The organism is Paracoccus alkanivorans, assembly GCF_003697785.1.
In the GTDB taxonomy this organism is placed as follows: domain Bacteria; phylum Pseudomonadota; class Alphaproteobacteria; order Rhodobacterales; family Rhodobacteraceae; genus Paracoccus; species Paracoccus alkanivorans.
Map to the genome: position 1 here is coordinate 25,443 of NZ_QOKZ01000011.1, position 24,983 is coordinate 50,425.

The following is a 24,983-nucleotide window of genomic DNA, read 5'->3' on the forward strand; positions in this document are numbered from 1 at the left end:
TTGGAAAACTTTCCTTGTCCCACCGGCCTGTCCCGTTCTGGTGGCGACCATTCAGGTCAGCCCGGAAATTGCGCAAAGCGAATGCTCTCCGATGCGTGAAAATTCGGCCTGGACGAGAAATGGCGCCGATAAATGATCGATAATGAATCGGACTGATCATTGTCGTCGCCACGCAAAGGGCGCGCTGCCTGGACAGTTCCGGTGCGGGCAGGGTGGTGGTCCAGTCCAAGCCAGTCATTCTATCAGTTCAAGCAGCTCGATCCGGTTCCCGAAGGGGTCATCGCAGTCGCCCTCGATATAGTTCGATTGCGTCAGATTTTGGGAGGGCTTCCTGAATGCCGCAACCACATTATGTATTGATATATAATAAAATAATTTGCCGGTCGTTCAACGGCTATTAAACGCGATCAAGAATGGCGGATAATCCTGCGGGATGGCGGTTTCATAGACACGGGATATACCGGGTGCCGCCGATCCGGTGATTTCATCAATTCTTCATCTTCCCGTCACCCGGTTGTCGCGCAGCCGGGCGATGCCGCCACTCGTGTTGCACAGCTTTGCAACGGCATGTCGCGGAGGCCGGGATGGCTGGGATCGAGATCGACGGGCTGGACAAATCCTTCGGGCAGACACGGGTGCTGCGCGAGGTATCGCTGTCCATCGCGGCGGGAGAGTTCGTCTCCATCCTCGGTCCCTCGGGTTGCGGCAAGACGACACTTCTGCGCTGTCTCGCCGGGTTCGAACGGATCGACGCGGGACGGATCGGGGTCGGCGGCCGGATCGTCTCGACCCCTGAAAGCCACCTGCCGCCCGAGCGGCGCGGCATCGGCGTCGTATTCCAGAATTACGCGCTCTGGCCGCATATGAGTGTCGCGCAGAACGTCGCTTACGGGCTGAAGATCGCGGGCATTCCCCGAAGCGAGCGTGATGCCCGCGTCGCCCGCGTGCTGGAACTGGTCGAACTCGGCGCGCTTGCGCAGCGCCGTCCCGCCGATCTGTCGGGCGGGCAGCGGCAGCGGGTGGCCCTGGCCCGCTGCCTGGCGATGGAGAGCCGGGTGGTCCTGCTGGATGAACCCCTTGCCAATCTGGACGTGCATCTGCGCAGCGCCCTGGAAGAGGAATTCGCCGCCTTCCATGCCCGTTCCGGCGCAACCATGTTCTATATCACCCATGATCAGGCCGAGGCGCTGGCGCTGGCCGATCGCGTCGCCGTCATGGACCGGGGCCGGATCATCCAGTTCGACCGGCCCGAGGCGCTGTTCCGCCAGCCCGCGACCGAAACCGTCGCGGGGTTCATCGGTGAAGGCCGGGTGATCGAGGCAGAGGATATCCGTCCGCTTGGCGATGGCCATGCCTCGGCCTTCCTGCTCGGTCAGCCCGTGCGTCTGCGCTGTGCGCCCGGCCAGCGCGGGCAAAGCCGCGGCAAGATCTCGGTTCACCCCGGTGACCTGCAATTGCTGACCGACGATCACCAGCCCGGAATCGAGGCGCATGTGACCCGCGCTACCTATCGCGGCGCTTATCTGCGCGCCGAACTGGCCGCCGGACCATCGGCCTCGGTGCCGCTCTCGTTGAATGTCGCTGCGCCCGCCTCGCTGGATCGCGGGCAGCGCGTCCGTATCGCCCTGCGCGATGGCTGGGTCATTCCCGACCCCGCCACCCCCTGTTCCCCGTAACCCCGACATGAATGAAGGACCGAAGATGCGCCTGTTTTCCCTGACCCTTGCCGCCGCGCTGACGACCGGTGCGGCCCATGCCGAAACAACGCTGACCCTTTATACCAGCCAGCCGCCCGAGCAGGCGCAAAGCACCGTGGACGCCTTCGAGGCGGCCCATCCCGATATCAAGGTCGAGTGGACACGCAACGGCACCTCGGCACTGATGAACGTGATCCGCGCCGAGATCGAGGCCGGGCAGGTCCAGCCGGATCTGCTGCTGGTCGCCGACAATATCAACCTGGGCGAATTGAAGGCGGGCGGCCATCTGATGGCCTATCCCGAGGCCCCGGTCGAAGGCTACGACGCGGCGACCTATGACCCGGACATGACCTATTTCGGGACCAAGGCCATCACCACCGGCATCGCCTACAACCCCGATATCGCCGAGCCGGTCGAAAGCTGGGCGGAACTGCTGACCGAGGAAAACCGGGGCCAGATCGCGGTGCCCAGCCCGCTTTATTCCGGCGCGGCGCTGAACCACCTGCATGCGCTGATCAATGCCGAGGGGATCGGTTGGGAGTTCTACGAGGGTCTGAACGAACTGGATATCGTGCCCGAGGGCGGCAATGGTCCGGCCACCAAGGCGGTCGCCTCCGGCATGGCGAAATACGCCATCCTCGTCGATGCCAACGCCCTGCGCGCCAAGGCCGACGGCTCGCCGATCGACTTCATCGTGCCGAAGGACGGCGTCTCCTTCATCACCGAACCGGTGGCGATCATGTCCACGACCGAGCATCCGGACGCGGCCAGGCTGTTCGTCGATTTCCTGCTGAGCGAAGAGGGCCAGAAACTGGTGGCCGAACAGGGCAACCTGCCGCTCAGGCCGGGTGTCGCCGGGCCCGAAGGCTTCCCGGAACTCGCCGGAATGAAGCTGCTTGGTTACGACGTCGAAGAAGCCCTCGGGAAAGACGGCGAGATCCGCGCGAAATTCTCGGATATCTTCGGGCTGTGAACCGGTGGAGCTGGTGATGAACGGATCGGGGCGCCCCTCGCGGGCGCTTCGGCTTCTGCGGCGGGCGGGGGACGAGCAGGCGGTGATGGCACTGCTGGTCCTGTTCGTGGGGCTGCTTTCGATCGCACCGCTGGCGCGATTGGGATATGCCGCGCTGCTGCCGGATGGTGTCCTTGATCCGGCACGGATTACCGGTCTGCTTGGCGGACGCCGGGTCATCGAGGCCACGATCAACACGATCTGGATCTCGGTCTCGGCCACGATGCTGGCGACATTGGCCGGCACGGCGGCGGCGCTGCTTGCCGGGCTGTCCGACATGCGCAGCCGCACGGCATGGGTATTCGGCTTCGTCCTGCCGCTGATGATCCCGCCGCAAGTAACGGCGCTGGCCTGGGTGCAGGCGTTCTCGCCCGCCAGCCCGCTTCTGGGCGCCTTCGGCCTTTCCCTGCCGCCCGGCACACGTCACCCGCTCTACTCCGCGGGCGGCATCGTCTTTCTGCTGGGGCTTTACAATGCGCCGCTGGTCTTCCTGTCGGTGCGCGCCAGCCTGCACCGCCTGCCCGCCCCGCTGATCGAGGCCGCCCGCTCGGCCGGGGCCGGGGGCCTGCCGGTGACGCGGGACATCGTCCTGCCCCTGATCCGCGGCGGCATCTTCGCGGGGGCGGCACTGGCCTTCGTGTCCTCGATCGGCAATTTCGGCATCCAGGCGATGCTGGGCATTCCGGCGCGCGTGCCTACCCTGATCACGCTGATCTATCAGCAACTGAATTCCTACGGCCCGTCGGCGCTGAACGATATGGCGTTGCTGGCGCTGCTGCTGGCAGGGCTGACTCTTCTGGGCATGGGGCTGACCGCATGGCTGGGCAGGCGCGGAGACCAGCGCGTGGACAGCGCCGCCCGCCCGCCGCGCCTGTCCCTTGGCCGCTGGCGCATGCCGGTGACGCTGCTGGCATGGGGTTACCTGGCGCTGTGCCTCGCCCTGCCGCTGACCGCGCTTCTGGGCACGGCACTGGTGCGTGGCTATGGCCAGCCGCTGAGCGCCGAGACCCTCACATTCGGGAATTTCGTCAATGCGCTGTTCCACCATCCCGGCATCCGCGACGCCTTCCTGACCAGCCTGTGGCTGACGCTGGCGGCGGTGGCGGTGCTGGTGCCGGTCTCGGTCGCGCTCGGCTATGTGCTCAGTTGGCGGCGCGGAAGGATCGCGCGCGGGCTGATGATCGCCTCGGAACTGGCCTATGCGCTGCCCGGCATCATCATCGGCGTGGCGATGATCCTGTTCTTCCTGCGGCCCCTGCCGATCATCGGCACCGGGCTTTACGGCACTGCCTGGGTGATCCTTGCCGCCTATCTGTCGAATTTCCTCGCCCTCGCGCTGCGCCCGATCCTTGGCGGCTATGCCCAGATGGACCGGGCGCTGGACGAGGCCGCGCAGTTGACCGGCGCGGGCCTGCTGACACGGCTGCGCGATATCGTGCTGCCCAGCCTCGCCCCGGCGGCGATGGCCTCCGGCGTGCTGGTCTTCATGACCGCGATCAACGAGATACAGGTCTCGGTCCTGCTGGTCTCGTCGCGGGCGCAGACCATCGGGCCGATGATCATCTTCCTCGAAGAGGCGGGTTCCTCGACCCTCGCGGCGGCGGTGGGTTGCCTGATGGTGGCGCTGGTCCTGGTGCTGATGCTTGCCAGCCTGCCATTCCGCCGCCACCTGCCGCCCGGAGTGCTGCCATGGCAAGACTGACCGCTATCAGTGGCTTGGGACGCAAGAGCGCCGCCATCTTCCTGCTGGAACATTCGGGACGGCGCCTGCTCCTTGATCTCGGTGCGGCGCTGGAGGCGGGCGAACGCCCCGACCTGTCATCGGCGGGCCGGGTCGATGCGGTGCTGCTGAGCCATGCCCATATCGACCACCATGGCGGCCTGGACCGGCTGGACGAACTGGGCAACCCGCCGGTTTTCGCCACCGCCGAAACGCTGCGCCATCTGCCGCCCGATCTGTGCCCTGCTGCCCCCCATCCGTTGCCCCTGCACGGCGTGACGCAGGTTCTGGGCCTGCCGTTGCAGACCGGACAGGCGGGCCATGCGCCGGGTGGTATATGGCTGCATATGCCGACAGAAGGGGGTGGTTTCCTCTATACCGGAGATTTCAGCACCGAGGCGCAAGCCCTGCCCTTCGATCCCTTCCCCAAGGCCGCGACCGTGCTGGCCGATGCGTCCTATGGCGACCGCGACGACGCGCTGACGGATCAGGTCGGGCATATCGCCGAGGCGGCACGGGCCGGTGCGGTCCTGCCCGCCCCCTCCGCCGGGCGCGGGCCGGACATGATCGAGGCGCTTGAGGCGCGGGGGCTGAAAATCCATGCCTGCGCCGCTATCGCCGCCGAGATGCGCGCGCTTCGCGGCAGGTCCGTTCCGGTCGTGGGCGCGCATGACGCCCGCCCCGATCAGGTCATCGTCGCGGCGGGCTCGATCGCCGAAAGCGGGCTGCCCGCTGCCCTGCTGGCGCGAACGGAGTTCCGGCTGATCTTTTCCAGCCATGTGCCGCGCAGCAGTCCCGCCCATGCGGCGGTATCGGCGGGCCGGGCGCGCTGGATGCCGTGGAATGTCCATCCGCGCCGCCGCGACCTGCTGGCCATGGCCGAGCACTGCGAGGCCCGGCAGGTCATTCCCGCCTTCACCGATCTGGCCAAGGCACCTCTTTTGTGCCGCGCCCTCGGCGCGCGCCTGATCCGCGAAACGCCTGTCGAGGTCTGAGCCATGCCCGCGCGCCGTCATTTCCTGCCCGACAACGCGCCGTCATCCGAAACGCGGGAGGATGCGGCCCCCTTGCTGGTCCCGGTCACTGACGCGCCGGGACCGGGACTGAGCCGGATCTACCTCGGCAACCTAGCCGCTGCCGAGGATGCCGGGGCGCTGGCCGGGGCGGGTATCACCGCCTCGCTGAACCTGGCGATGAATATCTTTCCCGGTCCGCTGGCGTTGCCGGATGGCACATTGCTGCGCCGCTACCAGATCGGATTGCTGGATGGCCCCGGAAACGCACTGCAGCTGTTCGAAGCCGCCATCCGGCTGATCGACGGGCTGGCAGCGACCTATACCGAGGGCAAACCGCATTACCCGCCGCACCGGCCCGGCGGGTTGCTGGTGCATTGCCGGGGTGGGCGTTCACGCTCGGTCGCGGTTCTGGCGCTGTGGCTGCATCTGCGGCGGTGCCGCGATTTTCCCGATCTCGACGCGGCACTGGCGTATCTGCGGGATCTGCGAGGGCTGAAGGACGGCTATCCCCTGCCCCCGATGGTCGCATTGGCCCGGGACGTGCAGGCCCGGCTTTCCGCGAGACCCGGCGGATGACCGCCCCGGAGAAAGGCGCACGCTTCGTGTCCTCGGCCGATGTGGCCCGGCTGGCGGGTGTCTCTCGCTCGGCCGTGTCGCGCGCCTTCACGCCCGGAGGCTGTGTTTCCCCGCCGACCCGCGCCCGCATACTCGCCGCCGCGGAAAAGCTGGGCTACCGCGTCAACCGCCTTGCCCGGATATTGCATCAGGACCGCTCGGATCTCGTCGGCGTGGTCGGCGCGAATTTCGCCAATCCCTATATCTCGGCCCAGTTCGACGCGCTCAGCGCCGAACTGCACCGGCGTAACCTGCAATGCCTGCTGCTCAATACCGCTGGCATGGCGGAAAGTTCCGAGCTGGTGCGATTGCTGGATTACAGGGTCCGGACGGTGGTGCTGCTGTCGGGCGCGGCCCCGGACCGGCTGATGCGGCTTTGCGCGGCCAACGGGGCGCGGATGGTGCTGATCAACCGCCCCGCCCCGCCGAAGGGCGCGCTGGCAGACCTGATCCTCGCCGATTCCGCCGCCGGGGGGCGATTGGCGGCAGGGCGGCTGGCGGCGGCAGGTTGCCGGCATGTGGCGGTCGTGGTCTCGGGATCGCGCACCTCGGCCAAGCGGGTCCGGGCGCGAGCATTCTGCGACGAGATGACGGCGCGCGGCATCCCGGTGACGCGGTGGGAGAAAGGGCCGAACAGCTACCAGACCGGCATCGATGCCGCCCGCGCCCTGTTGGCCGGGCCGGGCATCGACGGCATTTTCGGCGTCACCGACGAAATCGCGCTCGGCGTGCTGAACACGGCGCGGTTCGAACTGGGCCTTGCGGTTCCCGGCGAATTGTCGGTGATCGGCTTCGACGACGCGCCGATCTCGGATTGGTCCTCGCATCGGCTCACGACGATCCGGCAGTCGCTGCCCGCGCTGACCCGCGCCACGATGGAGGCGATCGAGCGTCCCGCCGATGCCCCGCCGAACCGCAGCGATATCCCGGTCGAACTGGTCGAACGCAGCAGCGTCGCGCCGGCGAGGTATAAGCGCCGCACCGACAGGACTTGAGAAGCCACTCGCCGAAAACTGCAGCCCTTGCGCCTGAAAATCGCAGATCGGCGGATCGGTTTCGCGATTCCAAACGGCTTGCGGAAATCGGAACCCTGCCCTCGTATCCGTCGTCATCGCGTGGGCGAAAACGAGATCCCGACCTGGCCATACCGCTATCCCACGGCATTTTTTCAATCAGATAGCGTTCCCGGAACATCTGCGAGGCTATCCGTGGGAACGAAATGCGACGGCCACAGAAGCGCCGCGAGCGGCGTTTCGCCACGCAATGCCCGTAAAGCCTGCTTGGCCAGTTCGCGCCCCAGAGCCTCCAGGTCGATATCGAACGCGGTCACCGGAGGATTGAGAAACCGAAGCTGCTTGCTGCGCCTCAGCGTCGCCACCGACATATCCCGCCCGGGCGTCAGCCCCGCTTCGAAAAGCGCCGCGTAAACGCCGAAAGCCATCTGTTCGTTATTCAGCAGGATCGCGGTTGCGGGCCTTTCCATCGCCAGTATCTGCCGGGTTGCCTGATTGCCCCCGAACTCGCTCGCGTCGCTGGTAACGATCAGAGCCGGATCGTGTTTCAACCCCAACCGTTCATGCGCGGCGGCATATGCATCGCGAAGAACATGCGAGATGTTGGAATCGTTCGGCAAGATAGTCATCGCGATACGCTCATGCCCGCGCCGGACGAGTTCATCCATCGTCACATCCACGAATCTCTCGAAATCGAGGTCGATCCAGGGATGCCGGTCCTGAAAGCGGGATCGGCCCAATGCGACAAAGGGGATCCGGGATTTCAGCAAAAGCTCGATACGGGGATCGTTGCATTGCGTCGCGGTGACGATGATCGCATCGGCCATCCCCCGGGCAATGGTTCTTCTGAGGAAACTTGTCGGGTCGGTCGTGGGATGGCAGGGCAGGATGACGAGATCGAAGCCCTCCCGATGCAGTTCGGGCTGCATCGCACCAATCACACGCATGAAGAAATTATGTCCGGTCGAAAGCTCCGGATGGCCGGTTTCCAGCATGAAGGCAATGGTTTGGGTCGAGCCACGGCGAAGCGACCTGCCGGAGGCGTTGGCACTGTAACCAAGCTCGATCGCGGCATTCAGCACACGCTCGCGCGTTTGAGGGTTCACATCCGGCTTGTCGTTCAGCGCACGCGAGACCGTTCCTATCGACAGATCAAGATGCCTGGCCAGTTCCTTGATGTTCAAAACTGCTTCTCCGGCCCGTTCCCGAAAACGTTTACGAAAAATCCTTGACACATTATTCGCACTCAATCTAGCATCGTAAACGTTTACGGAATCGTGCAGGCCAAAGCGGCATGCCGGCGGGGAGGATATGGGCAGCATGCACTCAGCGGTGATGGTCGGCTGTGGAAATATGTCGCAAGGCTGGCTTCGGGCGGTCGAGCAGATCAATGCGGCCGGACAGCGGGTCGAGATCACCGGCTTTGTCGATATTGATGCGGAGATCGCAAGACAACGCGCGGCAGAGGGCGGTTATGACCGCGCCATCTGCGGAAGCGATTTGCAAGCGGTCCTGTCCGGAACCGGGGCCGATATCGTCTTCGACATCGTCGTCCCATCGGCACGCGTCGATGTGGTAACGACCGCGTTCAACGCCGGATGCGACGTTCTGTCGGAAAAACCGATGGGAAACAGCATGGCAGAGGCGCGTGAACTGCTGAAAACACGCGAAAATACCGGGCGCCTGCATGCCATCGTCCAGAATCGCCGTCACCTTGCGGGTATCCACCGGGCCAGAACCTTTCTGCAAAGCGGTGGGATTGGCCGAATTGCCGAAGTCCATTGCGATTTCTTCCTTGGCCCGCATTTCGGCGGTTTCCGCGAGGAGATGGAGCATGTGCTGCTGCATGACATGGCCATCCATACGTTCGACACCGCCCGCTTCATCGCGGATCTGGACCCCCAGAAAGCCTATTGCCATGAAAGCAACCCCGCGCATTCGTGGTATCGCCACGGAGCCAGCGCCATCGCCATATTCGATTGTGCCGATGACGTGACGATGAGCTATCGCGGTTCCTGGTGCGCCGAGGGCGTACCGACAAGCTGGGAAGCGTCCTGGCGGATCGTCGGATCGCGGGGCAGCCTGGTCTGGGACGGCAATCAGGGCTTCCGCGCGGAAATCGCGGGCAGCCGTGACGGGTTGTTCAACAAGGCCGAAGCCGTCCCGATCCCCGAGCTTGCGGCTCCGCTTGAATTCGAGGGGCATGCCGGGGTCATCGCCGATTTCCTCGATGCCCGCGAGACAGGCCGCCCGCCGCTGACCGACAGCCGCGACAATATTCGCAGCCTCGCCATGACCTTTGCCGCCATTGAAAGCGCCGAACGCGGCGTTTCCGTAGAAATCGACATCTGAAAGGAAAATTCATGTCCGACCCCGCGAAATCCATCCGTATCGGAACCATGATCGCCGCTTCTGGTGGCGAGGCGGCCACGAGGATCTCCGAGATCGCCGATCTTGGGTTCGAGAGTTTCGAGCCGTTCTTCTGGCAGACCACCAATGGCCAGGACATCGCGGAACTGGGCAAACGCTGTCTCGACGCCATCGGGGACCGGGACATCACCATGTCGACCCTTGGAGTCTTCGGCAATCCGCTGGAGGAAGAGAAACTTGATCTCGACACGCTTCAGGCCTGGAAGGACTGCATCGACAACGCGCATCACTTCGGGGCCAGCTGCGTCGCAGGCTTTACCGGCCGCATCCGCAACCGGCCGCTGGAAGAGAGCCTGCCAAGATACAGGGAAATCTGGTCGGAGCTTGCGAAACGCGCGGCGGACAAGGGCGTGAAAATCGCTTTCGAGAACTGCGCCATGGACGGCAACTGGCAAAGCGGCGACTGGAACATCGCGCATAACCCGGATGCCTGGGAGCTGATGTTCAACGAAACCCCGGACGAGCATATCGGCCTGGAATGGGAACCATGCCACCAGATGGTCTATCTGATCGACCCGCTGCCCCAGATCCGAAAATGGGCGGGAAGGATTTTCCACGTTCACGGCAAGGACGCGACAATCCGGCATGACGTGATCCGTGAACACGGGATTTTCGGCAAGCATCCCTTTGTCTTCATGCGCAGCCCCGGCTTCGGGGATTCCAACTGGACCGACATCATATCCGAACTGCGCCTGGCGGGATGGTCGGGTTCGATCGACATCGAGGGCTGGCACGATCCGGTTTATCGCGACGAGTTGGAAATGACCGGTCAGGTTCACGCGCTCAGGTTCCTGCAACAATGCCGCGGCGGCGATTTCGTCCCCGCCAGCGGCAAATACGAGGGCGGCGATCCGTCGCTGCTTTAGCAGACCGGCGAGTTTCATTCAGAAAAAAGGGAGGAGAAACGATGAACATGAAGGGCTTGATACTGGCGGGTGCGGCATGGGGCGCACTGACCGCCACGGCATTCGCCGAACCGGTGGAACTGGACCTGTGGACGATCGACGATCCGGGCGAATATCACTATGTCATGGCCGAGGAATTCATGGCCGCGCACCCCGAGATCAGGATCAATGTCCGGACGGTGCAGTTCGATGACATGGTCAACGATCTGGCACGGGGGATCGCCGCCGGGGACGCGCCCGACATCACCTATATCGACAATCCGGAAGTCGCCCTGTTCGCGTCCCGCGGCATGCTGCTTGACCTGACGCCCTATATCGAGGCCTCCGATATCGTGAATACCGAGGATATCTATCCCGGACCGCTGGCATCGGTGAGCTATGACGGCGGGATCTACGGCCTGCCCCGCGGAGCCAACACGATCGCGCTTTACTATAATGCGGACATGTTCCGCGAGGCGGGGCTCGACCCGGACAATCCCCCGAAAACATGGGACGAGCTGTATGAGGCCGCCAAGGTCCTGACCAGGCCCGAAGAGAACATCTACGGCCTCGCCTTCTCGGCCCAGGCAAGCGAGGAGGGAACCTTCCAGTTCCTGCCATGGGTGCAAATGACCGGCGGCGATTACGACAACATCGCCACCGAGGGCGCGGCGCGCACGCTGGAGCTTTGGAAATCCTTCATCGGCGAGGGGCTGGCCTCCCCCGATACGCTCATCCGTGGACAATGGGACAGCACGGGCACGTTCAACACCGGATCGGCGGCCATGGTGATCTCGGGCCCCTGGGAATTGCCGCGCATGAGCAAGGAGGCGGATTTCGAGTTTCGCGCCACCCTGCTGCCGGTTCCCGAAGAGGGGGCGGAACGCGCTTCGGCACTGGGAGAGGGAGACAATGTCATCCTCGCCTCCAGCGATAATCCGGACGAGGCGTTCAAGTTCATCGAGTTCCTTTATGCCGACATGGATCGGGTCTGGAACGATTTCGGCTATCTGCCCGCCTCGGAAGTCGAGGTGACGGACCCGAAATTTCCCGAGATCTACGCGGTTTTCGCTGAATCGATGAAATACGCGCGGAATCGCGGACCTCATCCCGAGTGGCCAAAGATCAGCAAGGCGCTCCAGACGGCGATCCAGACGACGCTGACCGGGCAGGCCGATGCCGCGGAGGCGCTGACGCAGGCACAATCCGCGATCGACCGGGTTCTGCAATAGGTTCCTCCCGGCGGGGCGGCCCGAACGCCGCCCCGCCACCGGGACTCTCTGAATCCAGAGGAGCATTCTCTTGTCACGGTTCAAGAATACCTTCAGCGACGGGGTCGGCTTCGATACGATCCTGGTGATGATCGCACTGGGCTACCTTGTGCTCTTTTCCGCCTTTCCGCTGGTCTACAACATCGTCATGTCCATGCAGGAGGTGGATCTTTTCAGCCTCGCCTCCTTCGACCGGCCATTCGTGGGCCTGGACAATTACCGCGACGTCCTCGGCCGTCCCGAAACAATGCAGATATTCTTCAACACGGTGAAATTCGTCGGATTCTCCGTCGCCGCGCAACTGGCGATCGGTTTCGGCCTGGCGATGTTCTTTCAGCTCGATTTCCCCGGCAATACCTGGCTGCGCGGGCTGTTCCTTGCCGGCTGGATCATGCCCGCAATCGTCGTCGGCGGTGTCTGGAGCTGGATTCTCGCGGGCGATTTCGGTGTCCTGAACCATATCCTTCTGGCGACCGGCCTTGGCGATGAGAAAATCTTCTGGCTCTCCGATCCCGAATTCGCGCTTTATTCCGTGATCCTCGCGAATATCTGGCTGGGCGTGCCGTTCAACATGATCCTGCTTTCGGTCGGACTGTCCGGCATTTCAGAGGATGTCTACGAGGCCGCCCAGATGGACGGCGCGACGCGGATCCAGCGATTTTTCACGATTACCCTGCCGCTCATGCGGGCGCAGCTTGGCGCGGTGATCTCTCTGGGGGTGATATTCACCTTGCAGCAATTCGATCTTTTCGCGTCGCTGACGCAGGGCGGGCCGTCGAATGCCTCGAATGTCTTTCAATACTGGAGCTGGCAGCTCTCGTTCCAAAACTACGAGATCGGCGTGGGGTCGGTGATCTCGGTGCTGATGATCCTGTTCGTCGTCCTCGTGGCGGCAGTCTATGTCCGCTCCACGCGGCATGAGCATGTGGCATGAGGGGAAACGACGTGAAACGTTATGGTCTGCTTGCGCTCGCCCTGCTCTTCGTCGGCATATATCTTTTCCCGCTTTACTGGATGTATGTGACCGCCCTGAAATCGAATAGCGAGATCTTCGCGATCCCGCCGACCTTCTGGCCGCGTGATCCGCAATGGATCGTGATGGATGTCTGGCAGCGCATGAAGATGGATGTCTATCTGCGAAACTCGCTGATCATCGCCTTCGGCGTCACGGTCATCGTCACCATGACCGGAACCGGTTGCGCCTATGTGCTGGCACGCATTCGCAACCGCTGGATGGATGCCGTGCTGTTCACCGTGCTGATGATGCAGGTGCTGCCGTCCTCGCTGATGATCACGCCGATCTTCGTGGTCTTCAACCAGGTCGGGCTGAGCGAATATCCGCGCCTCTCCGTGATCCTCGCGCAAGCGGCAAAGGTGCTGCCGCTTTATATCGTCCTGTGCCGCGCCACATTCCTGCAGGTTCCGAAGGAACTGGAGGAAGCCGCCCGGGTCGACGGAAATTCCCGCGTCGGCGCTTTCCTGACCATCATCGTCCCGCTTGCGCGCAACGGCATCCTGGTGACATCCGTGCTGATCTTCCTGCAGTCCTTCGGGGAATATGTCTATTCACGCTCGCTGATCACGCAGAGGGCGCTGCAGCCCGCCACCGTCGGCCTGCAATCCTTCATGGGGCCCAACAGTTCTGACTGGGCGGGCGTCATGACCTACTCGGCGATCTATGTCACCCCGATCCTCATCGTCTTCGTGCTGCTGCAACGCCAGATCGTCAGCGGCCTGACTTCCGGAGCCCTGAAATGACCTACCAGATCGAGCTTGAGAACATAAACAAGTATTACGGCGGGTATCATGCCCTGCGGGACATCAGCCTGGGGATCGAGCCCGGCGAGTTCGTGGCGCTGGTCGGTCCGTCCGGCTGCGGCAAATCGACCCTGCTGCGCACCATCGCGGGGCTTGAGGGGATTTCGGGCGGCACGCTGCGCATCGCGGGGGAAACCGTGAACGACCGCGCCCCGCGAGAGCGCGACCTTGCAATGGTGTTCCAGTCCTACGCGCTCTATCCGCATATGACCGTGCGGCGCAACCTCACCTATTCGATGCGCCTCAAGCGCCGCTCGAAAGCGGATATGGAGAGATCGGTCGAGGAAATCGCTAGGATTACCGGGCTGGAATCCCTGCTCGACCGCTATCCGCGCGAATTGTCGGGCGGGCAGCGGCAGCGGGTCGCCATGGGCCGCGCCATTATCCGCGAGCCCAAGGCCTTCCTGTTCGATGAGCCGCTTTCCAACCTGGATGCGGCGCTGCGCGTTCACATGCGCTCCGAGGTGCGGCAATTGCATAACCGGCTCAATGCAACCTCGGTCTATGTCACCCATGACCAGATCGAGGCGATGACCATGGCCGACAGGGTTGTGGTCATGCGCGCCGGGGTTGTCGAGCAGATGGGCGCTCCGCTGGATCTCTACGATCGTCCCTGCAACAGGTTCGTGGCCGGTTTCATCGGCTCGCCGGCGATGAATTTCGTCGATGGGATCATTCGGGAAGACGGCGTTTCCGTCAGGCTGGACCTGCCGGGCGAGGCAGTCTTGCGCTTTGCCGGCGCAAGACCGGCCGGGGAAACCGTCACCGTCGGTTTCCGGCCCGAGCATCTTTCCGTGACGATGGCCGCGACCGGGGGCAATATCCTGTCCCTGCCGGTCGGATTCGTCGAACGTACCGGCTCGACCTCCTACGTGCTGAGTTCGACAACGCCCGAAATATTGCTGAGCGTCCCCGAACGTTTCCCCAAGGAACAAGGCTCCGTCAACGCGCAAATCGCACCGGAACTGGTCCACCTGTTCTCGAAGGAGGACGGCACGGCACTTCTGTAATCCGACCCCTATTCCTCCGGAGGGGTCCTGGCCTCCGTCAAGCCGCGTTGATATCCACGCTCCTCCGCTTCCCTGAGTTTCCGATCGAGCGCGGATTGCGCGCTTGCCGGAATGCAACTCTGAATCATCTTTTCGACCTGCGGGCCAAGAAAAGGGTTCATTCCCGCCAGCTTGGCAGCTTCCTGATATGACGCCGCGAAATGGGCCATCATCCGGTCACTCCATAACCGGACCAGTTCCGGCATCTCATCCTCGTAGCCTTGCCACGTGCTGTGGCCAATGTTTCGCGTTACAATACGTTGTTCAGTCATTTCATTCTTCCTGGCTTCGGATACCCGTCTTCAAATGCTCTTGCCGGCCATGCGTGTTCGCAAACCGCCGGGCAATCGACTCGAACCTGATAGGGGGTCGATGTGTCACCTGGATGGCAGACCTTCCCCCGCCCTGACAGGCAATTCGCCTTTCGGAAGGGGGCGCATCGATGGCATCGGCGTGAAACACGGGCCGGGCGGCACAGGACAATCTGCACAAGGATTTGATCTGGCTAGCACGGTCCTGCGCTAATTCGCCTAAGCGCAGCCTGCTGCAGGCAAGGCAGCGCCTGTGAACCTGATAGTTCGGCAGGTCCGTGCCAAAGGGGCCAGTTCCTCCGGCGCAGCACTGCCAATCCTCTGGCCCGGCACTTTGTTTTGGCCGGGCGAAGCTCCTACTTCCCGCACCTGATTCCGCAAGGCGCGGAAGGGACAACAAACCGCAATAGTGAGGCGCTTCATGTCTGAGCTGACTTTTGACGTATACAGGACCCATGTGGTGGAGGGGATCGCCCAGTCCGATTCCGAACCGGTCACGGTGACGATCGATGACACCAACGAGGATGGGCTGATCGATCCCGATGAGTGGTCAGCCTATCTCGGCGGTCCCAAAGGGCATTCGCAAGGAAGCGAAGAGGAGGCATCGAGCTATGACGGCGACGGTGCCGGCCATACCCGTGACGGGTATCTCTATTCGCCTTCAGCCTATAAAGAGGGTGATGATCTCAACGAGGTCCTGGACAGCATGGGACATCGCTTCGAGCCGCTGTCCCTGACGGTTCCCTGTTTCGCGGCAGGCACGATGATCGAAACGGACAGAGGGCCGGTTGCGGTCGAATCGCTGTCCGCTGGTGATCTCGTTCAAACCCGCGACCATGGGTTACAGCCTGTCCGCTGGATCGGTTCGCGCCAGTTGGGCGCAGCCGAGCTTTCGCGGTCCGCGCATCTGCGGCCCATCCGCATCCGGGCCGGGGCTCTGGGGCCGAATGCACCTCTGAACGACCTGCTGGTTTCCCCGCAACACCGCGTGCTGGTCCGTTCGAAGGTTGCACTGCGCATGTTTGGCGCAATGGAAGTGCTGGTTGCGGCCCGGCATCTGCTGGAGCTGGACGGCATCGAAGCCGCAGCCGACGTCACCGATGTCGAGTATTTCCACTTCCTCTTCGATCAGCACGAGGTGGTCTATTCGAATGGCGCCGAAACCGAGTCCCTCTATACCGGCCCTGAAGCGCTGAAAGCGGTTGGCCCCGCAGCGCGGGATGAGATTTTCACTCTTTTCCCGGAACTGCGCGACCGGCAGTTCGATGGACTTTCCCCCTCCGCAAGGCCACTCCCCGGCGGGCGCCAGAGCCGCAAGCTTGCCGGCCGGCTTGGCAAGAATAACCGGAGCGCGGTGAGCTAGGTAACAGTCAGGCAACCGGACAGGGCGGAGCTTCCGGATCAGTTCCCGCCCTGTCCATCATGTGCACCCGCCCCTTGCCCGCTTCGGCAAACGGACCGCCGAAATAAAATTAGATCTTCCCTGAACCACATGATCCCGGCGCGGCGAAGCGGCTTGGAACAAGGGATGACGAACCGGAGCCGATCGGGGCGGAAGAATTCCACAGTCACCTGAACAGCGGCGGCATGGAGGACTTGCCGCCGACGAACACAATGCATTGAGAGCCATAGAGCATGGATAGAGAACCGGAACGAAAGACGCTCGCCCGCCGCATCGCGGCGCTGGAGCAGGACAACCAGTCCTTGTGGAAGCGAATCCAAGCCCTCACGGAGCAGAACGAGGCCTTGCAAGACAGAGGCGGCAGACGCGCATTCGATGAGATGGAAGAGGGTATCAGATCTCTTGAAATCCAGGTTACCAAAGCCTTGGACAACACCTCCGGCCTCAAGCCGGACATGTCCAGCACCGCAAAACGCCTTTCCGACATATCCACGCAGCTGGCCAGCCTGAACGGCAAGCTGGATGGCAAGGTCGGCTATGCAATGCTGAGCATATATGCGTTCGGCATTGTTGCCGTGGTAATGCGAAACGAGATCATGGCGTTTCTGGAGTCGTTATCGGTTGGTTAAAGCATTTCCAGCAAGGGTGGATGCCGTTTCGGCAGAAGAACAGGTCCCCGGACTGCTTTTCGATCCTCCCTCGATGCGTCCGGAAATGCGTGAGAACAAAAATCTGCATCGTTCGGGTGTATCAACGAAAAACCCGAACGATGCAGGATGCGGCCATGCCTGCCGCTTCAATATTCATCATGTAGCCGGACCCAGTTCATGGTGCCGCCGGTCTCGTTCCGGCCCCCGGGAGTCAGGTCGAGCCAGTTGAACGCGCCCATCAACAGTTCGGTGCCGCGGTGATAGGTCGAGTAGCTGTGATAGATGCTTCCATCCTCGCCCTTCACGAAGATGCTGGTGCCGAACATATCCGGGCTATTTTCGATGACCGTGCCGTAATTGTAGATAGCGCGCCCGGCGGCGCGGTCCTCGGGCGTAAAGGATACTCCGAAATCGTAATTGAAGTCGCTGTCACCCGAGGAAACCCAGGGGAAGGTCCAGCCCATCCGCTCCTTTACCTCGCCAATCCGCCCGATCGATGCGCGCGAGACCGCGGCGAATGCCAGATCCGCCTGCTCGAAATGCTGCCGCGCCGCATCGACATGATCGGCGGTATAGGCGCAGCCCGGGCAGATGTGATCGGAACCCGGGGTGAGCATGAAATGGTAGATGGCAAGCTGGTTGCGGCCGCCGAACAGGTCACCGAGTGTGCAATCCCCCTCGGGGGTCTGAAAGACATAGGGCTTCTCGATCCGCACCCATGGCAGTTGCCGGCGTTCGGCGCGCAATGCGTCAAGCTGGTGGGTCATCTCGCGCTCCTTGGCGAGCAACGCCTTGCGCGCCTCCAGCCATTCTTCGCGTGAAACGATTGCGTGTGTCATGGTTTGTCTCCTTCTGGTTAATGGTCAGTTGCGTGCTTTCGTCCTGCCCGGGCCGATCTTCAGCCAGGCCGGCAGGTGAAACAGGCTCATCAGCAGATACATCGTGGTCATGCTGCTGAACGGCAGAATGCCCGGACCGGGAGCGCAAAGCGCCGCCATGCTGCCGGTCTCGGCCCAGGCCATGAAAGCGAAGACCGGCGATGCCGCGAGGGCAAGCCAGTCCAGCTTCCGCCGGGCTCGCGAGGGGCCGGTGCCTGTCATGTCGATGGTTGTAGAGGTTGTCATTTTCCGGCTCCCGATCAAATGTCGTGTAGGACCAGTTGCGACATTACGACAAAGCGGAAACCGGGTGAGAGTAACAAGCGTGACGGGATTTCGATGGACTCTCTGATTACGGCTGCAGCCCGGGCCTTGGCGGCGGGCGATCCGCTGGCGGCGATGAAACGGGTCGCATTGCGTGACGATCCACCGGCGCTTGCGCTGCGCGGGATCGCGATGGCGCAAATCGGCGATTTGCCGATGGCGCGCGAATTACTGCGCCGCGCGGCACGGGCCTTCGGGATGAAGGAGCCGATGGCAAGGGCCCGGTGCGTGCTCGCCGAAGCCGAGATCGCTCTCGTCCTGCGTGACCTCGGTGGCGCCATGCAGACCCTTGCCACGGTGCGAAAGGTGCTCGATGAGCATGGAGATCGTGCGAATGCGGCACATGCCGCCTGCCTGGAGGCGCGCCGGCTGCTTTTGATCGGGCGTCTCGACGAGGCAGAGCAAATGCTGGACATGCTGGATTTCGACGCTCTGCCGGTCACCTCGCAAAGCGGCTACTGGCTGGTTGCAACCGGCATCGCCATGCGGCGCATCCGGACGAAAGCCGCCCACACGGCGCTTGATCGTGCAAGGGACGCGGCGCGCGAAACGAGGGTTCCGGCACTTCTGGCCGAAGTGGACCGGGCGGCCTCCGCATTGGAGGCCCCCGCCGCCCGGAAGTTCGAGAAGGGGCGCGGCGGATTGCTGGGGCTGGCAGAGGTCGAGGCGCTGATTGCCTCGGATATGCTGATTGTCGATGCCTGCCGCAATATCCTGCGCATCCGCGCCAATGTCGTTTCGCTTTCCGGCCGGCCCGTATTGTTCGCATTGACCCGTGCACTTGCCGAGGCATGGCCCGGGGACGTATCGCGGGAATCGCTGCTGGCCCGCGCCTTTCGTGCCAGGGAGGCGGACGAATCGCATCGGGCGCGGCTGCGGGTCGAGATGGGACGGCTTCGTGGGATGATCGGGTCACTTGCCGGTCTTGACGCCACGAAGCAAGGCTTTCGGTTGAATCCGCATGGAAAGGCAGGAGTCGCTGTTCTGGCGCCTCCGGTCGAGGGAGATCATGCCGAGGTGCTGGCCCTGCTCAACGACGGCGAGGCGTGGTCAAGCTCGGCTCTTGCGCTTGCACTGGATGTCAGCCCCCGGACCGTTCAGCGGGCACTTGAAGCGCTTGCCGAACAGGGTAAGGTCGAATGGTACGGTCGCGGGCGGGCCCGTCGCTGGATAGCGCCGAACGTGCCGGGTTTCCCGACAAGCTTGTTACTCCCCGCACCGCTGCCGAGAGTGTAGGATTGGCCCATGCAACACAGGATTGGCCGATGAAACACAGACATGCAGAAATCATTCGTGAATATGGCCCTTTCCCCGGCATAGCCGGTGTGCACGGGGTCAGCTTTGACGGGCAACAGGTCTGGTTCGCCAGCGGTGAGGGCCTGCACGTGCTTGATCCCGACAGCGGAGAGGCGGCGCGCAGATTTGAAATCGCCGCCGATGCGGGAACGGCATTCGATGGCACGCATCTGTTCCAGATCGCCGAAGCGGTGATCCGCAAGATCGACCCCGAAACCGGTGAGATTCTTGCCACGATCCCGGCGCCGGGCAATGGCGAGGATTCAGGACTTGCCTGGGCCGAGGGCACGCTGTGGGTTGGCCAGCATCGCGGCCACAGGATCCACCAGATCGATCCCGAGACCGGGACCGTATTGCGCGTGATCGAATCCGACCGTTTCGTCACCGGCGTCACCTGGGTCGATGACGAGCTCTGGCATGGCACCTGGCAAGAGGATCAAAGCGATATTCGACGCATTGACCCCGGAACGGGCGAGGTGCTGGAGCGTATCGAGATGCCCGCTGGCACCGGCGTCTCGGGACTTGAATCGGATGGAAAGGACCTGTTCTTCTGCGGCGGAGGAAACAGCGGAACGATCAGAGCCGTCCGCAGGCCGGGCGAGTAACCGCATTTTTCAGCGATGATGGGGTGCAGGACGGAACTGGCCGGTTTCCGTGCCGGTCCCGCCGCTGCAGGCGCCGTTCTCAGGAACGGCGGATTGTAGCGGTCGCAATCCCCATCGCCACAAGAGCGCCGCCGCCAAGCCTGGTCAGGAACGGCAGCACGGAAGCACGGGCAATCTTCTGGCGCAGCTTGTCAGCAAGAAGGGCATAGGCGAGTGCATTGACCGCCGCGCAGCCAACGAAGGTCGCGATGAGCAGTGCGAATTGCGGTGCCAATACGGCATTCGGGTCGATGAACTGGGGCACGAAGGCGATAAAGAAAATGATGGATTTGGGGTTGAGTGCCGTCACTGCCGCGGAATGCGCAAAAACCTTCCGAGGTGATGCTGACGGCGCGTCGTCCGGCATTTCCAGCGAGGCATCCCGGGCGCTCCGGAACAGCTTGATGCCAAGGTAGATGAGATAGATCGCGCCGACCCACTTCAACAGAATGAACAGATTCGACGATGCCAGGACCAATGCTCCAAGCCCTGCCAGGGATGCGGACATGGCAATCAAGTCGCCCAGAGCGACGCCCGCGACCGTTGCCAACGCAACCCGCCGCCCCTGGCTGATGGCATAGCTCAGGATCAACAGCACGGTCGGCCCCGGAATCAGAAGAAGGGCAATCGTGGCCGATGCGAATGCGAGCCAGACGTGGAAATCCATGATTATACCTCCCGGCAAGTGTCTTTCCGTTGAGCCAGCTATAGAAAGCCCGGCAAGTAAAGCGTTTTTTCGGGCAGGCCGGATCAGGCTCGGATCGGCCGGCCGCTGCATCTGAACCGTGATGAGTCGAATCGCCGGCGGCATGCTGGTGATGGGATGGACGTGACTGATCCGCCCCCCTGCCCGCCAGAGATGACGCGGGGATAAGCCGATGGTTCGGGCCTCTTGCGCAGCCTGTTGACAAAACCGGCTTGACAGGGTTTTTCGCTCTCGCTTATTTGTAGGACAAATTAAGAGGGAGAGCTTGATGCGGGTTTCAGCCGCTATCCATCGCGCATTCGAAATCTCGGAAATCGACGACCGGCTTTATGCCGCGTTCATCGAGCATATGGGCCGGGCCATCTATTCGGGCATCTACGAGCCGGGCCATCCCGAGGCCGACGCCAACGGTTTCCGGCGCGATGTCGCCCGGCTGGTGCGCGACCTGAAGATCCCCGCGATCCGCTATCCGGGCGGCAATTTCGTCTCGGCCTATAACTGGGAGGACGGGATCGGCCCCAAGGAGGACCGCCCCACGCGGCTCGACCTGGCCTGGCGCAGCAAGGAAAGCAACCAGGTCGGGATCAACGAATTCGCAACCTGGGCCAATGAACTGGGCATCGACATGATGCTGGCGGTCAATCTCGGTTCGCGCGGGATCCCGGACGCGCGCAACTTCGCGGAATATGTGAACCATCCCTCGGGCACCTACTGGTCGGATCTGCGCCGCAGCCACGGCGTCGAGCAGCCCTACAACGTCAAGATGTGGTGCCTTGGCAACGAGATGGACGGGCCATGGCAGATCGGCCACAAGAAGGCCGGGGAATACGGACGCCTCGCCAACGAGACCGCCAAGGCCCTGCGGCAACTGACGCCGGGCGCCGAGATGATCGTCTGCGGTTCCTCCAACAACGAGATGCCGACCTATCCCGATTGGGAGCGTGGCGTGCTCGAGGAATGCTACGAGAATGTCGATTACATCTCGCTGCACAACTATTACGGCAATTCCAGCCGCGACACGCTGAACTTCTTTGGCAAGGTCGAGGAAACCGGGCGCTATATCCAGACGATTTCCGGGGTGATCGATTTCGTCAAGACCAAGAAGCGGGCGAAAAACGACGTCCATATCTGCTTTGACGAATGGAATGTCTGGTATCACAACCGCGAAGAGGATTCGCGCCGCTGGCGGACATGGGACTGGCCCGAGGCTCCGGCACTGCTGGAGGAAAGCTATACCTTCGAGGATACGCTCTTCATTGCCTGCCTGCTGAACGAGTTCATCCGCCGTTCCGACCGGGTCAAGATCGCCTGCATCGCGCAGCTTGTGAACGTGATCGCGCCGATCCGTGCCGAGGCGGGCGGGCTGGCATGGCGGCAATCGATCTATTGGCCCTATCAGCTTGCCTCGCTTTACGGGCGCGGGCGGGCGCTGCGCGTCTCGGTCGATGGGCCGACATATGACTGCAACGTGGCCGATGACGTGGCCTATCTGGATGTCGCCGCAACGCATGACGCGCAGGCCGGCACGGTCACGCTGTTCATCGTGAACCGGCACCTGACCGAAGCCGCCGATCTGCGGATGGCGCTGACCGGGTTCGGGAATGCCCAGCTGGCCGAGCATCAGGTGATCGAGGGCCACGACCTGATGACCCGCAACGGCCCCGGACAGGAAACCATCGCGCCCGTTCCGGGCAAGGGGCTGGCGATCGAGGACGGGACGCTTGGCGGTGCCGTCGCTCCGCTGTCCTATCACGTTCTGCGGTTGAGGGTGTAAATCATGTCGGGTGTAAAGCTGACCAATGTCAAGAAATCCTTCGGTGAGGTGGACGTCATCAAGGATGTCTCGCTCGAGGTGCCAAAGGGTGAGTTCGGCGTCTTTGTCGGGCCTTCGGGCTGCGGGAAATCGACGCTGCTGCGGATGATCGCAGGGCTGGAGGAAACCAGCGGCGGGCGGATCGAGATCGGCGGGCGCGATGTCACCAATGCCGAGCCCGCAAGGCGCGGCGTGGCGATGGTGTTCCAGTCCTATGCGCTCTATCCGCATCTGACCGTCGCCGAGAACATGGGCTTTTCGCTCAGCCTCGCCCGCGCACCACGGCATGAACGCGAGGAGAAGGTCCGCGAAGCCGCCCGTATCCTGCAACTGACCGATCATCTCGACAAGAAGCCTTCTGCCCTGTCCGGCGGTCAGCGTCAGCGCGTTGCCATCGGCCGGGCCATCGTCCGCGAACCCGAGGTCTTCCTGTTCGACGAACCCTTGTCCAACCTTGACGCCGAGCTGCGCGTGCAAATGCGGCTGGAGCTGACGCGCCTGCACCGGCAGATCGGCGCGACGATGATCTATGTCACCCATGACCAGGTCGAGGCGATGACGCTGGCCGACGATATCTTCGTTCTCAAGGGCGGGCATGTCATGCAGTCGGGCCGGCCGCTGACGCTCTACGACGATCCGGACAACCGCTTCGTGGCGGGCTTCATCGGCTCTCCGGCGATGAATTTCGTCAATGGAACCGTCACCGGCACCGATGCAGGGGGGATCACGGTGCAGGCCGAGCAAGGCAACCTGCGCGCCGCGCTTTCCGGCCCGAAACCGGGCGAGGGCACGCAAATCATCCTGGGCATCCGGCCGGAACATCTGGCCCCCGTGAACGAAGGCGGCCTGCCGGTCACGGTCGAGGTCGCCGAGGAACTGGGCGGCAATTCCTATGTCCATGCCCGCTCGGCCTCCGGCGCCGACCTGGTGTTCGAACGGCGCGGCAGCCGCGACAGCCTTGAAGGGCAAAAACTGCATATCGGCGCCGATGCCGACAGGATCATGGCCTTTTCGCCCGAGGGCGGAAGGCTTCGCTAGGCCTGCAAACGGCAGGACCTGAAGGGAGGGGGCACGCGGTAAACGTAGCCCAATGTAAAGAGGAAAACAAATGAACATCAAGGCACTCGTAACGGCATCCGCGATCGCGGCGGCACTGGGCGCGATATCGCCCGCATGGGCGCAGCAGACCGTGACCTGGTGGGACTTCTTCTCCGGCGGGGATGGCGTGCGCATGAAGGCGCTGATCGAAAAGTTCAACGCCGAGCATCCCGATATCAAGATCGAGGGCACGACGCTGGAATGGGGCGTGCCCTTCTACAGCAAGGTGCGGACTTCGGCCGCCGTCGGGCAGGGACCGGACCTGATGACCTATCACCTGTCGCGCATGCCCCTGGGCCTGAGCGAAGGCGTGCTGTCGCCGATCACCGCAGAAGACCTGCAGGCCGCCGGTCTGAGCGAGGGGGATTTCTTCGAAACCGCGCTTGACGCCGCCCGCGCCCCTTCGGGCCAGCTTCACGCGGTGCCCTTCGATATCCATTCGCTGGTGCTTTACTATAACAAGTCCTTCCTGGAAGGCTCGCGCTTCCTTGACGAAGAGGGCAAGCTGACCGGCATCGAAAGCATCGCCGATTTCGAAGAGGCGATGCAGCTTGCGGCCGAAAACGGCTCGGAAACCCCGGTGACCTATGCGACCGGTGACGACGGCGGCGCCTATCGCGTCTTCTACACGCTTCTGGCGCAGCAGGGCGGAACACTGATCTCGGAGGACGGAGAGGTTCTGCCCGGGGACAGCACCGAAAAGGCGGTCAAGGCCGTCGAGATCATGACCAAATGGCACGAGCAGGGCTGGCAGCCCGAACAGGCGCTGTATGAGGCTTCGGTCGCCCTGTTCACCTCGGGCAAGTCGGCGTTCCAGTTGAACGGTGTCTGGGAGGTGCCCACGATGAAGGATCTCGAAGAGGGCGGCAAGCTGGGCTTCGAATGGGGCGCCGTTGAAGTGCCCAAACTGCTGGACAGCCAGACCACCTGGGCCGACAGCCACGCTTTCGCCATCCCGCATCAGGAAGGCAAGGAAATGTCGCCCGAAAAGCGCGAGGCCGTGATGACGATCATCGGCTGGATGGAGAAACAGTCGATTGCCTGGGCCGAAGCCGGGCATATCCCGGCCTACAAGCCGGTGGCGGAAAGCGAGGAATTCTCCACCATGCAGCCCAACGCCACCTATGCCACGCTGGCCGACCGGGCAACCTACGATCCGCGCAGCGAGGTCGCCGGTGTCGCCTCGCCCGCCTATGACGCGGCGCTGAACATCATATCGCCCGCCATCCACGGCTACCTGTCGCCCGAAGAGGCGGTCGAGCAGGTGAAATCGGAACTGCAAAGCCGCATGAACTGACGGATCGCCCCCGCGCGCACCGCGTGCGCGGGGGCCATA

General features: G+C 63.0%; 24 protein-coding genes. 19 read left to right on the forward strand and 5 right to left on the reverse strand.

Going from position 1 to position 24,983, the window contains the following annotated elements; all coding sequences use genetic code 11:
• The first annotated feature begins 584 nt into the window (after positions 1–584).
• Genes C9E81_RS19905 through C9E81_RS19930 form a run of 6 tightly spaced genes read left to right on the forward strand, consistent with a single transcriptional unit; the run spans position 585 to position 7,055 of the window.
• Positions 585–1,676 carry an ABC transporter ATP-binding protein gene (locus C9E81_RS19905; RefSeq protein ID WP_122114114.1) on the forward strand — a complete coding sequence of 364 codons (1,092 nt, stop codon included), beginning with the start codon at positions 585–587 and terminating at the stop codon, positions 1,674–1,676.
• 25 nt (positions 1,677–1,701) lie between these two features.
• Positions 1,702–2,670, forward strand: coding sequence for an ABC transporter substrate-binding protein (locus C9E81_RS19910; RefSeq protein WP_122114115.1), 969 nt, complete (start codon positions 1,702–1,704; stop codon positions 2,668–2,670).
• A 16-nt stretch (positions 2,671–2,686) separates the two neighbouring features.
• On the forward strand, positions 2,687–4,411 hold the full coding sequence (locus C9E81_RS19915; protein ID WP_243698737.1) for an ABC transporter permease: 1,725 nt from the start codon (positions 2,687–2,689) through the stop codon (positions 4,409–4,411).
• A complete protein-coding gene (locus tag C9E81_RS19920; RefSeq protein ID WP_122114116.1) occupies positions 4,399–5,424 on the forward strand; it encodes an MBL fold metallo-hydrolase in 1,026 nt (341 codons plus the stop codon). Before C9E81_RS19915 ends, C9E81_RS19920 begins: the two co-directional genes overlap by 13 nt.
• Before the next feature lie 3 nt (positions 5,425–5,427).
• Positions 5,428–6,021: a protein-tyrosine phosphatase family protein gene (locus C9E81_RS19925; protein ID WP_122114117.1), complete on the forward strand. Its 594-nt coding sequence runs from the start codon at positions 5,428–5,430 to the stop codon at positions 6,019–6,021.
• Entirely contained in the window at positions 6,018–7,055 is a 1,038-nt protein-coding gene (locus C9E81_RS19930; protein ID WP_122114118.1) for a LacI family DNA-binding transcriptional regulator, read from the forward strand. The genes C9E81_RS19925 and C9E81_RS19930 overlap by 4 nt, the downstream gene beginning before the upstream one ends.
• Positions 7,056–7,228: 173 nt before the next feature.
• Here the strand turns inward: C9E81_RS19930 and C9E81_RS19935 are convergent, their stop codons facing one another.
• The gene (locus tag C9E81_RS19935) at positions 7,229–8,257 is read right to left on the reverse strand and encodes a LacI family DNA-binding transcriptional regulator (protein ID WP_166461983.1); all 1,029 of its coding nucleotides are present in this window, start codon (positions 8,255–8,257) and stop codon (positions 7,229–7,231) included.
• A 136-nt stretch (positions 8,258–8,393) separates the two neighbouring features.
• On the opposite strand from C9E81_RS19935, the gene C9E81_RS19940 reads away from it, so the two are divergent.
• The 6 genes from C9E81_RS19940 (at position 8,394) to C9E81_RS19965 (ending at position 14,486) form a co-directional block, all read left to right on the forward strand.
• Complete coding sequence (locus tag C9E81_RS19940; protein ID WP_122114120.1) at positions 8,394–9,425, forward strand: Gfo/Idh/MocA family protein; 1,032 nt, start codon at positions 8,394–8,396, stop codon at positions 9,423–9,425.
• Between the two features lie 11 nt (positions 9,426–9,436).
• Positions 9,437–10,369: a sugar phosphate isomerase/epimerase family protein gene (locus tag C9E81_RS19945; protein WP_122114121.1), complete on the forward strand. Its 933-nt coding sequence runs from the start codon at positions 9,437–9,439 to the stop codon at positions 10,367–10,369.
• A 41-nt stretch (positions 10,370–10,410) separates the two neighbouring features.
• Complete coding sequence (locus C9E81_RS19950; RefSeq protein ID WP_122114122.1) at positions 10,411–11,619, forward strand: ABC transporter substrate-binding protein; 1,209 nt, start codon at positions 10,411–10,413, stop codon at positions 11,617–11,619.
• Between the two features lie 70 nt (positions 11,620–11,689).
• Positions 11,690–12,592, forward strand: a complete 903-nt coding sequence (locus tag C9E81_RS19955; protein WP_166461984.1) for a carbohydrate ABC transporter permease — start codon at positions 11,690–11,692, stop codon at positions 12,590–12,592.
• Between the two features lie 11 nt (positions 12,593–12,603).
• Positions 12,604–13,416: a carbohydrate ABC transporter permease gene (locus C9E81_RS19960; RefSeq protein ID WP_243698738.1), complete on the forward strand. Its 813-nt coding sequence runs from the start codon at positions 12,604–12,606 to the stop codon at positions 13,414–13,416.
• On the forward strand, positions 13,413–14,486 hold the full coding sequence (locus C9E81_RS19965) for an ABC transporter ATP-binding protein (protein ID WP_122114124.1): 1,074 nt from the start codon (positions 13,413–13,415) through the stop codon (positions 14,484–14,486). The genes C9E81_RS19960 and C9E81_RS19965 overlap by 4 nt, the downstream gene beginning before the upstream one ends.
• Before the next feature lie 8 nt (positions 14,487–14,494).
• Here the strand turns inward: C9E81_RS19965 and C9E81_RS19970 are convergent, their stop codons facing one another.
• Entirely contained in the window at positions 14,495–14,797 is a 303-nt protein-coding gene (locus C9E81_RS19970) for a hypothetical protein (RefSeq protein WP_122114125.1), read from the reverse strand.
• A 460-nt stretch (positions 14,798–15,257) separates the two neighbouring features.
• Here C9E81_RS19970 and C9E81_RS19975 point away from each other — a divergent pair, with 460 nt between their 5' ends.
• Positions 15,258–16,199 carry a Hint domain-containing protein gene (locus tag C9E81_RS19975; RefSeq protein WP_122114126.1) on the forward strand — a complete coding sequence of 314 codons (942 nt, stop codon included), beginning with the start codon at positions 15,258–15,260 and terminating at the stop codon, positions 16,197–16,199.
• 272 nt (positions 16,200–16,471) lie between these two features.
• Positions 16,472–16,867: a hypothetical protein gene (locus C9E81_RS19980; protein WP_122114127.1), complete on the forward strand. Its 396-nt coding sequence runs from the start codon at positions 16,472–16,474 to the stop codon at positions 16,865–16,867.
• 167 nt (positions 16,868–17,034) lie between these two features.
• On the opposite strand, the gene C9E81_RS19985 is transcribed toward C9E81_RS19980, so the two are convergent.
• Positions 17,035–17,727, reverse strand: coding sequence for a DUF899 domain-containing protein (locus C9E81_RS19985; protein ID WP_122114128.1), 693 nt, complete (start codon positions 17,725–17,727; stop codon positions 17,035–17,037).
• A 24-nt stretch (positions 17,728–17,751) separates the two neighbouring features.
• On the reverse strand, positions 17,752–18,012 hold the full coding sequence (locus C9E81_RS19990; RefSeq protein WP_147457638.1) for a hypothetical protein: 261 nt from the start codon (positions 18,010–18,012) through the stop codon (positions 17,752–17,754).
• A gap of 93 nt (positions 18,013–18,105) precedes the next feature.
• Here C9E81_RS19990 and C9E81_RS19995 point away from each other — a divergent pair, with 93 nt between their 5' ends.
• Complete coding sequence (locus C9E81_RS19995; protein WP_122114130.1) at positions 18,106–19,326, forward strand: HTH domain-containing protein; 1,221 nt, start codon at positions 18,106–18,108, stop codon at positions 19,324–19,326.
• Positions 19,327–19,355: 29 nt separating this feature from the next.
• Positions 19,356–19,991 (forward strand): Vgb family protein, encoded by a 636-nt coding sequence (locus C9E81_RS20000; protein ID WP_122114131.1) that lies wholly within the window; start codon positions 19,356–19,358, stop codon positions 19,989–19,991.
• 79 nt (positions 19,992–20,070) lie between these two features.
• Here the strand turns inward: C9E81_RS20000 and C9E81_RS20005 are convergent, their stop codons facing one another.
• Positions 20,071–20,697 (reverse strand): LysE family translocator, encoded by a 627-nt coding sequence (locus C9E81_RS20005; protein WP_122114132.1) that lies wholly within the window; start codon positions 20,695–20,697, stop codon positions 20,071–20,073.
• A 307-nt stretch (positions 20,698–21,004) separates the two neighbouring features.
• Here C9E81_RS20005 and arfA point away from each other — a divergent pair, with 307 nt between their 5' ends.
• The 3 genes from arfA to C9E81_RS20020 all read left to right on the forward strand — a co-directional run bounded on the left by arfA (position 21,005) and on the right by C9E81_RS20020 (position 24,944).
• Positions 21,005–22,510 carry an arabinosylfuranosidase ArfA gene (gene arfA, locus C9E81_RS20010; RefSeq protein ID WP_122114133.1) on the forward strand — a complete coding sequence of 502 codons (1,506 nt, stop codon included), beginning with the start codon at positions 21,005–21,007 and terminating at the stop codon, positions 22,508–22,510.
• 3 nt (positions 22,511–22,513) lie between these two features.
• Positions 22,514–23,587: an ABC transporter ATP-binding protein gene (locus tag C9E81_RS20015; RefSeq protein WP_122114134.1), complete on the forward strand. Its 1,074-nt coding sequence runs from the start codon at positions 22,514–22,516 to the stop codon at positions 23,585–23,587.
• A 70-nt stretch (positions 23,588–23,657) separates the two neighbouring features.
• Positions 23,658–24,944, forward strand: coding sequence for an extracellular solute-binding protein (locus C9E81_RS20020; protein WP_122114135.1), 1,287 nt, complete (start codon positions 23,658–23,660; stop codon positions 24,942–24,944).
• The last annotated feature ends 39 nt before the right edge of the window (positions 24,945–24,983 follow it).

Coding starts and splice junctions, on each gene's coding strand:
- C9E81_RS19980 (WP_122114127.1), top strand. CDS start 16,472: ATGGATAGAGAACCGGAACGAAAGACGCTCGCCCGCCGCATCGCGGCG.
- C9E81_RS19940 (WP_122114120.1), top strand. CDS start 8,394: ATGCACTCAGCGGTGATGGTCGGCTGTGGAAATATGTCGCAAGGCTGG.
- C9E81_RS19965 (WP_122114124.1), top strand. CDS start 13,413: ATGACCTACCAGATCGAGCTTGAGAACATAAACAAGTATTACGGCGGG.
- C9E81_RS19945 (WP_122114121.1), top strand. CDS start 9,437: ATGTCCGACCCCGCGAAATCCATCCGTATCGGAACCATGATCGCCGCT.
- C9E81_RS19910 (WP_122114115.1), top strand. CDS start 1,702: ATGCGCCTGTTTTCCCTGACCCTTGCCGCCGCGCTGACGACCGGTGCG.
- C9E81_RS19990 (WP_147457638.1), bottom strand. CDS start 18,012: ATGACAACCTCTACAACCATCGACATGACAGGCACCGGCCCCTCGCGA.
- C9E81_RS19920 (WP_122114116.1), top strand. CDS start 4,399: ATGGCAAGACTGACCGCTATCAGTGGCTTGGGACGCAAGAGCGCCGCC.
- C9E81_RS19970 (WP_122114125.1), bottom strand. CDS start 14,797: ATGACTGAACAACGTATTGTAACGCGAAACATTGGCCACAGCACGTGG.
- C9E81_RS20005 (WP_122114132.1), bottom strand. CDS start 20,697: ATGGATTTCCACGTCTGGCTCGCATTCGCATCGGCCACGATTGCCCTT.
- C9E81_RS19915 (WP_243698737.1), top strand. CDS start 2,687: ATGAACGGATCGGGGCGCCCCTCGCGGGCGCTTCGGCTTCTGCGGCGG.
- C9E81_RS19950 (WP_122114122.1), top strand. CDS start 10,411: ATGAACATGAAGGGCTTGATACTGGCGGGTGCGGCATGGGGCGCACTG.
- arfA (WP_122114133.1), top strand. CDS start 21,005: ATGCGGGTTTCAGCCGCTATCCATCGCGCATTCGAAATCTCGGAAATC.
- C9E81_RS19985 (WP_122114128.1), bottom strand. CDS start 17,727: ATGACACACGCAATCGTTTCACGCGAAGAATGGCTGGAGGCGCGCAAG.
- C9E81_RS20020 (WP_122114135.1), top strand. CDS start 23,658: ATGAACATCAAGGCACTCGTAACGGCATCCGCGATCGCGGCGGCACTG.
- C9E81_RS19925 (WP_122114117.1), top strand. CDS start 5,428: ATGCCCGCGCGCCGTCATTTCCTGCCCGACAACGCGCCGTCATCCGAA.
- C9E81_RS19930 (WP_122114118.1), top strand. CDS start 6,018: ATGACCGCCCCGGAGAAAGGCGCACGCTTCGTGTCCTCGGCCGATGTG.
- C9E81_RS20000 (WP_122114131.1), top strand. CDS start 19,356: ATGAAACACAGACATGCAGAAATCATTCGTGAATATGGCCCTTTCCCC.
- C9E81_RS19995 (WP_122114130.1), top strand. CDS start 18,106: ATGGACTCTCTGATTACGGCTGCAGCCCGGGCCTTGGCGGCGGGCGAT.
- C9E81_RS20015 (WP_122114134.1), top strand. CDS start 22,514: ATGTCGGGTGTAAAGCTGACCAATGTCAAGAAATCCTTCGGTGAGGTG.
- C9E81_RS19975 (WP_122114126.1), top strand. CDS start 15,258: ATGTCTGAGCTGACTTTTGACGTATACAGGACCCATGTGGTGGAGGGG.
- C9E81_RS19905 (WP_122114114.1), top strand. CDS start 585: ATGGCTGGGATCGAGATCGACGGGCTGGACAAATCCTTCGGGCAGACA.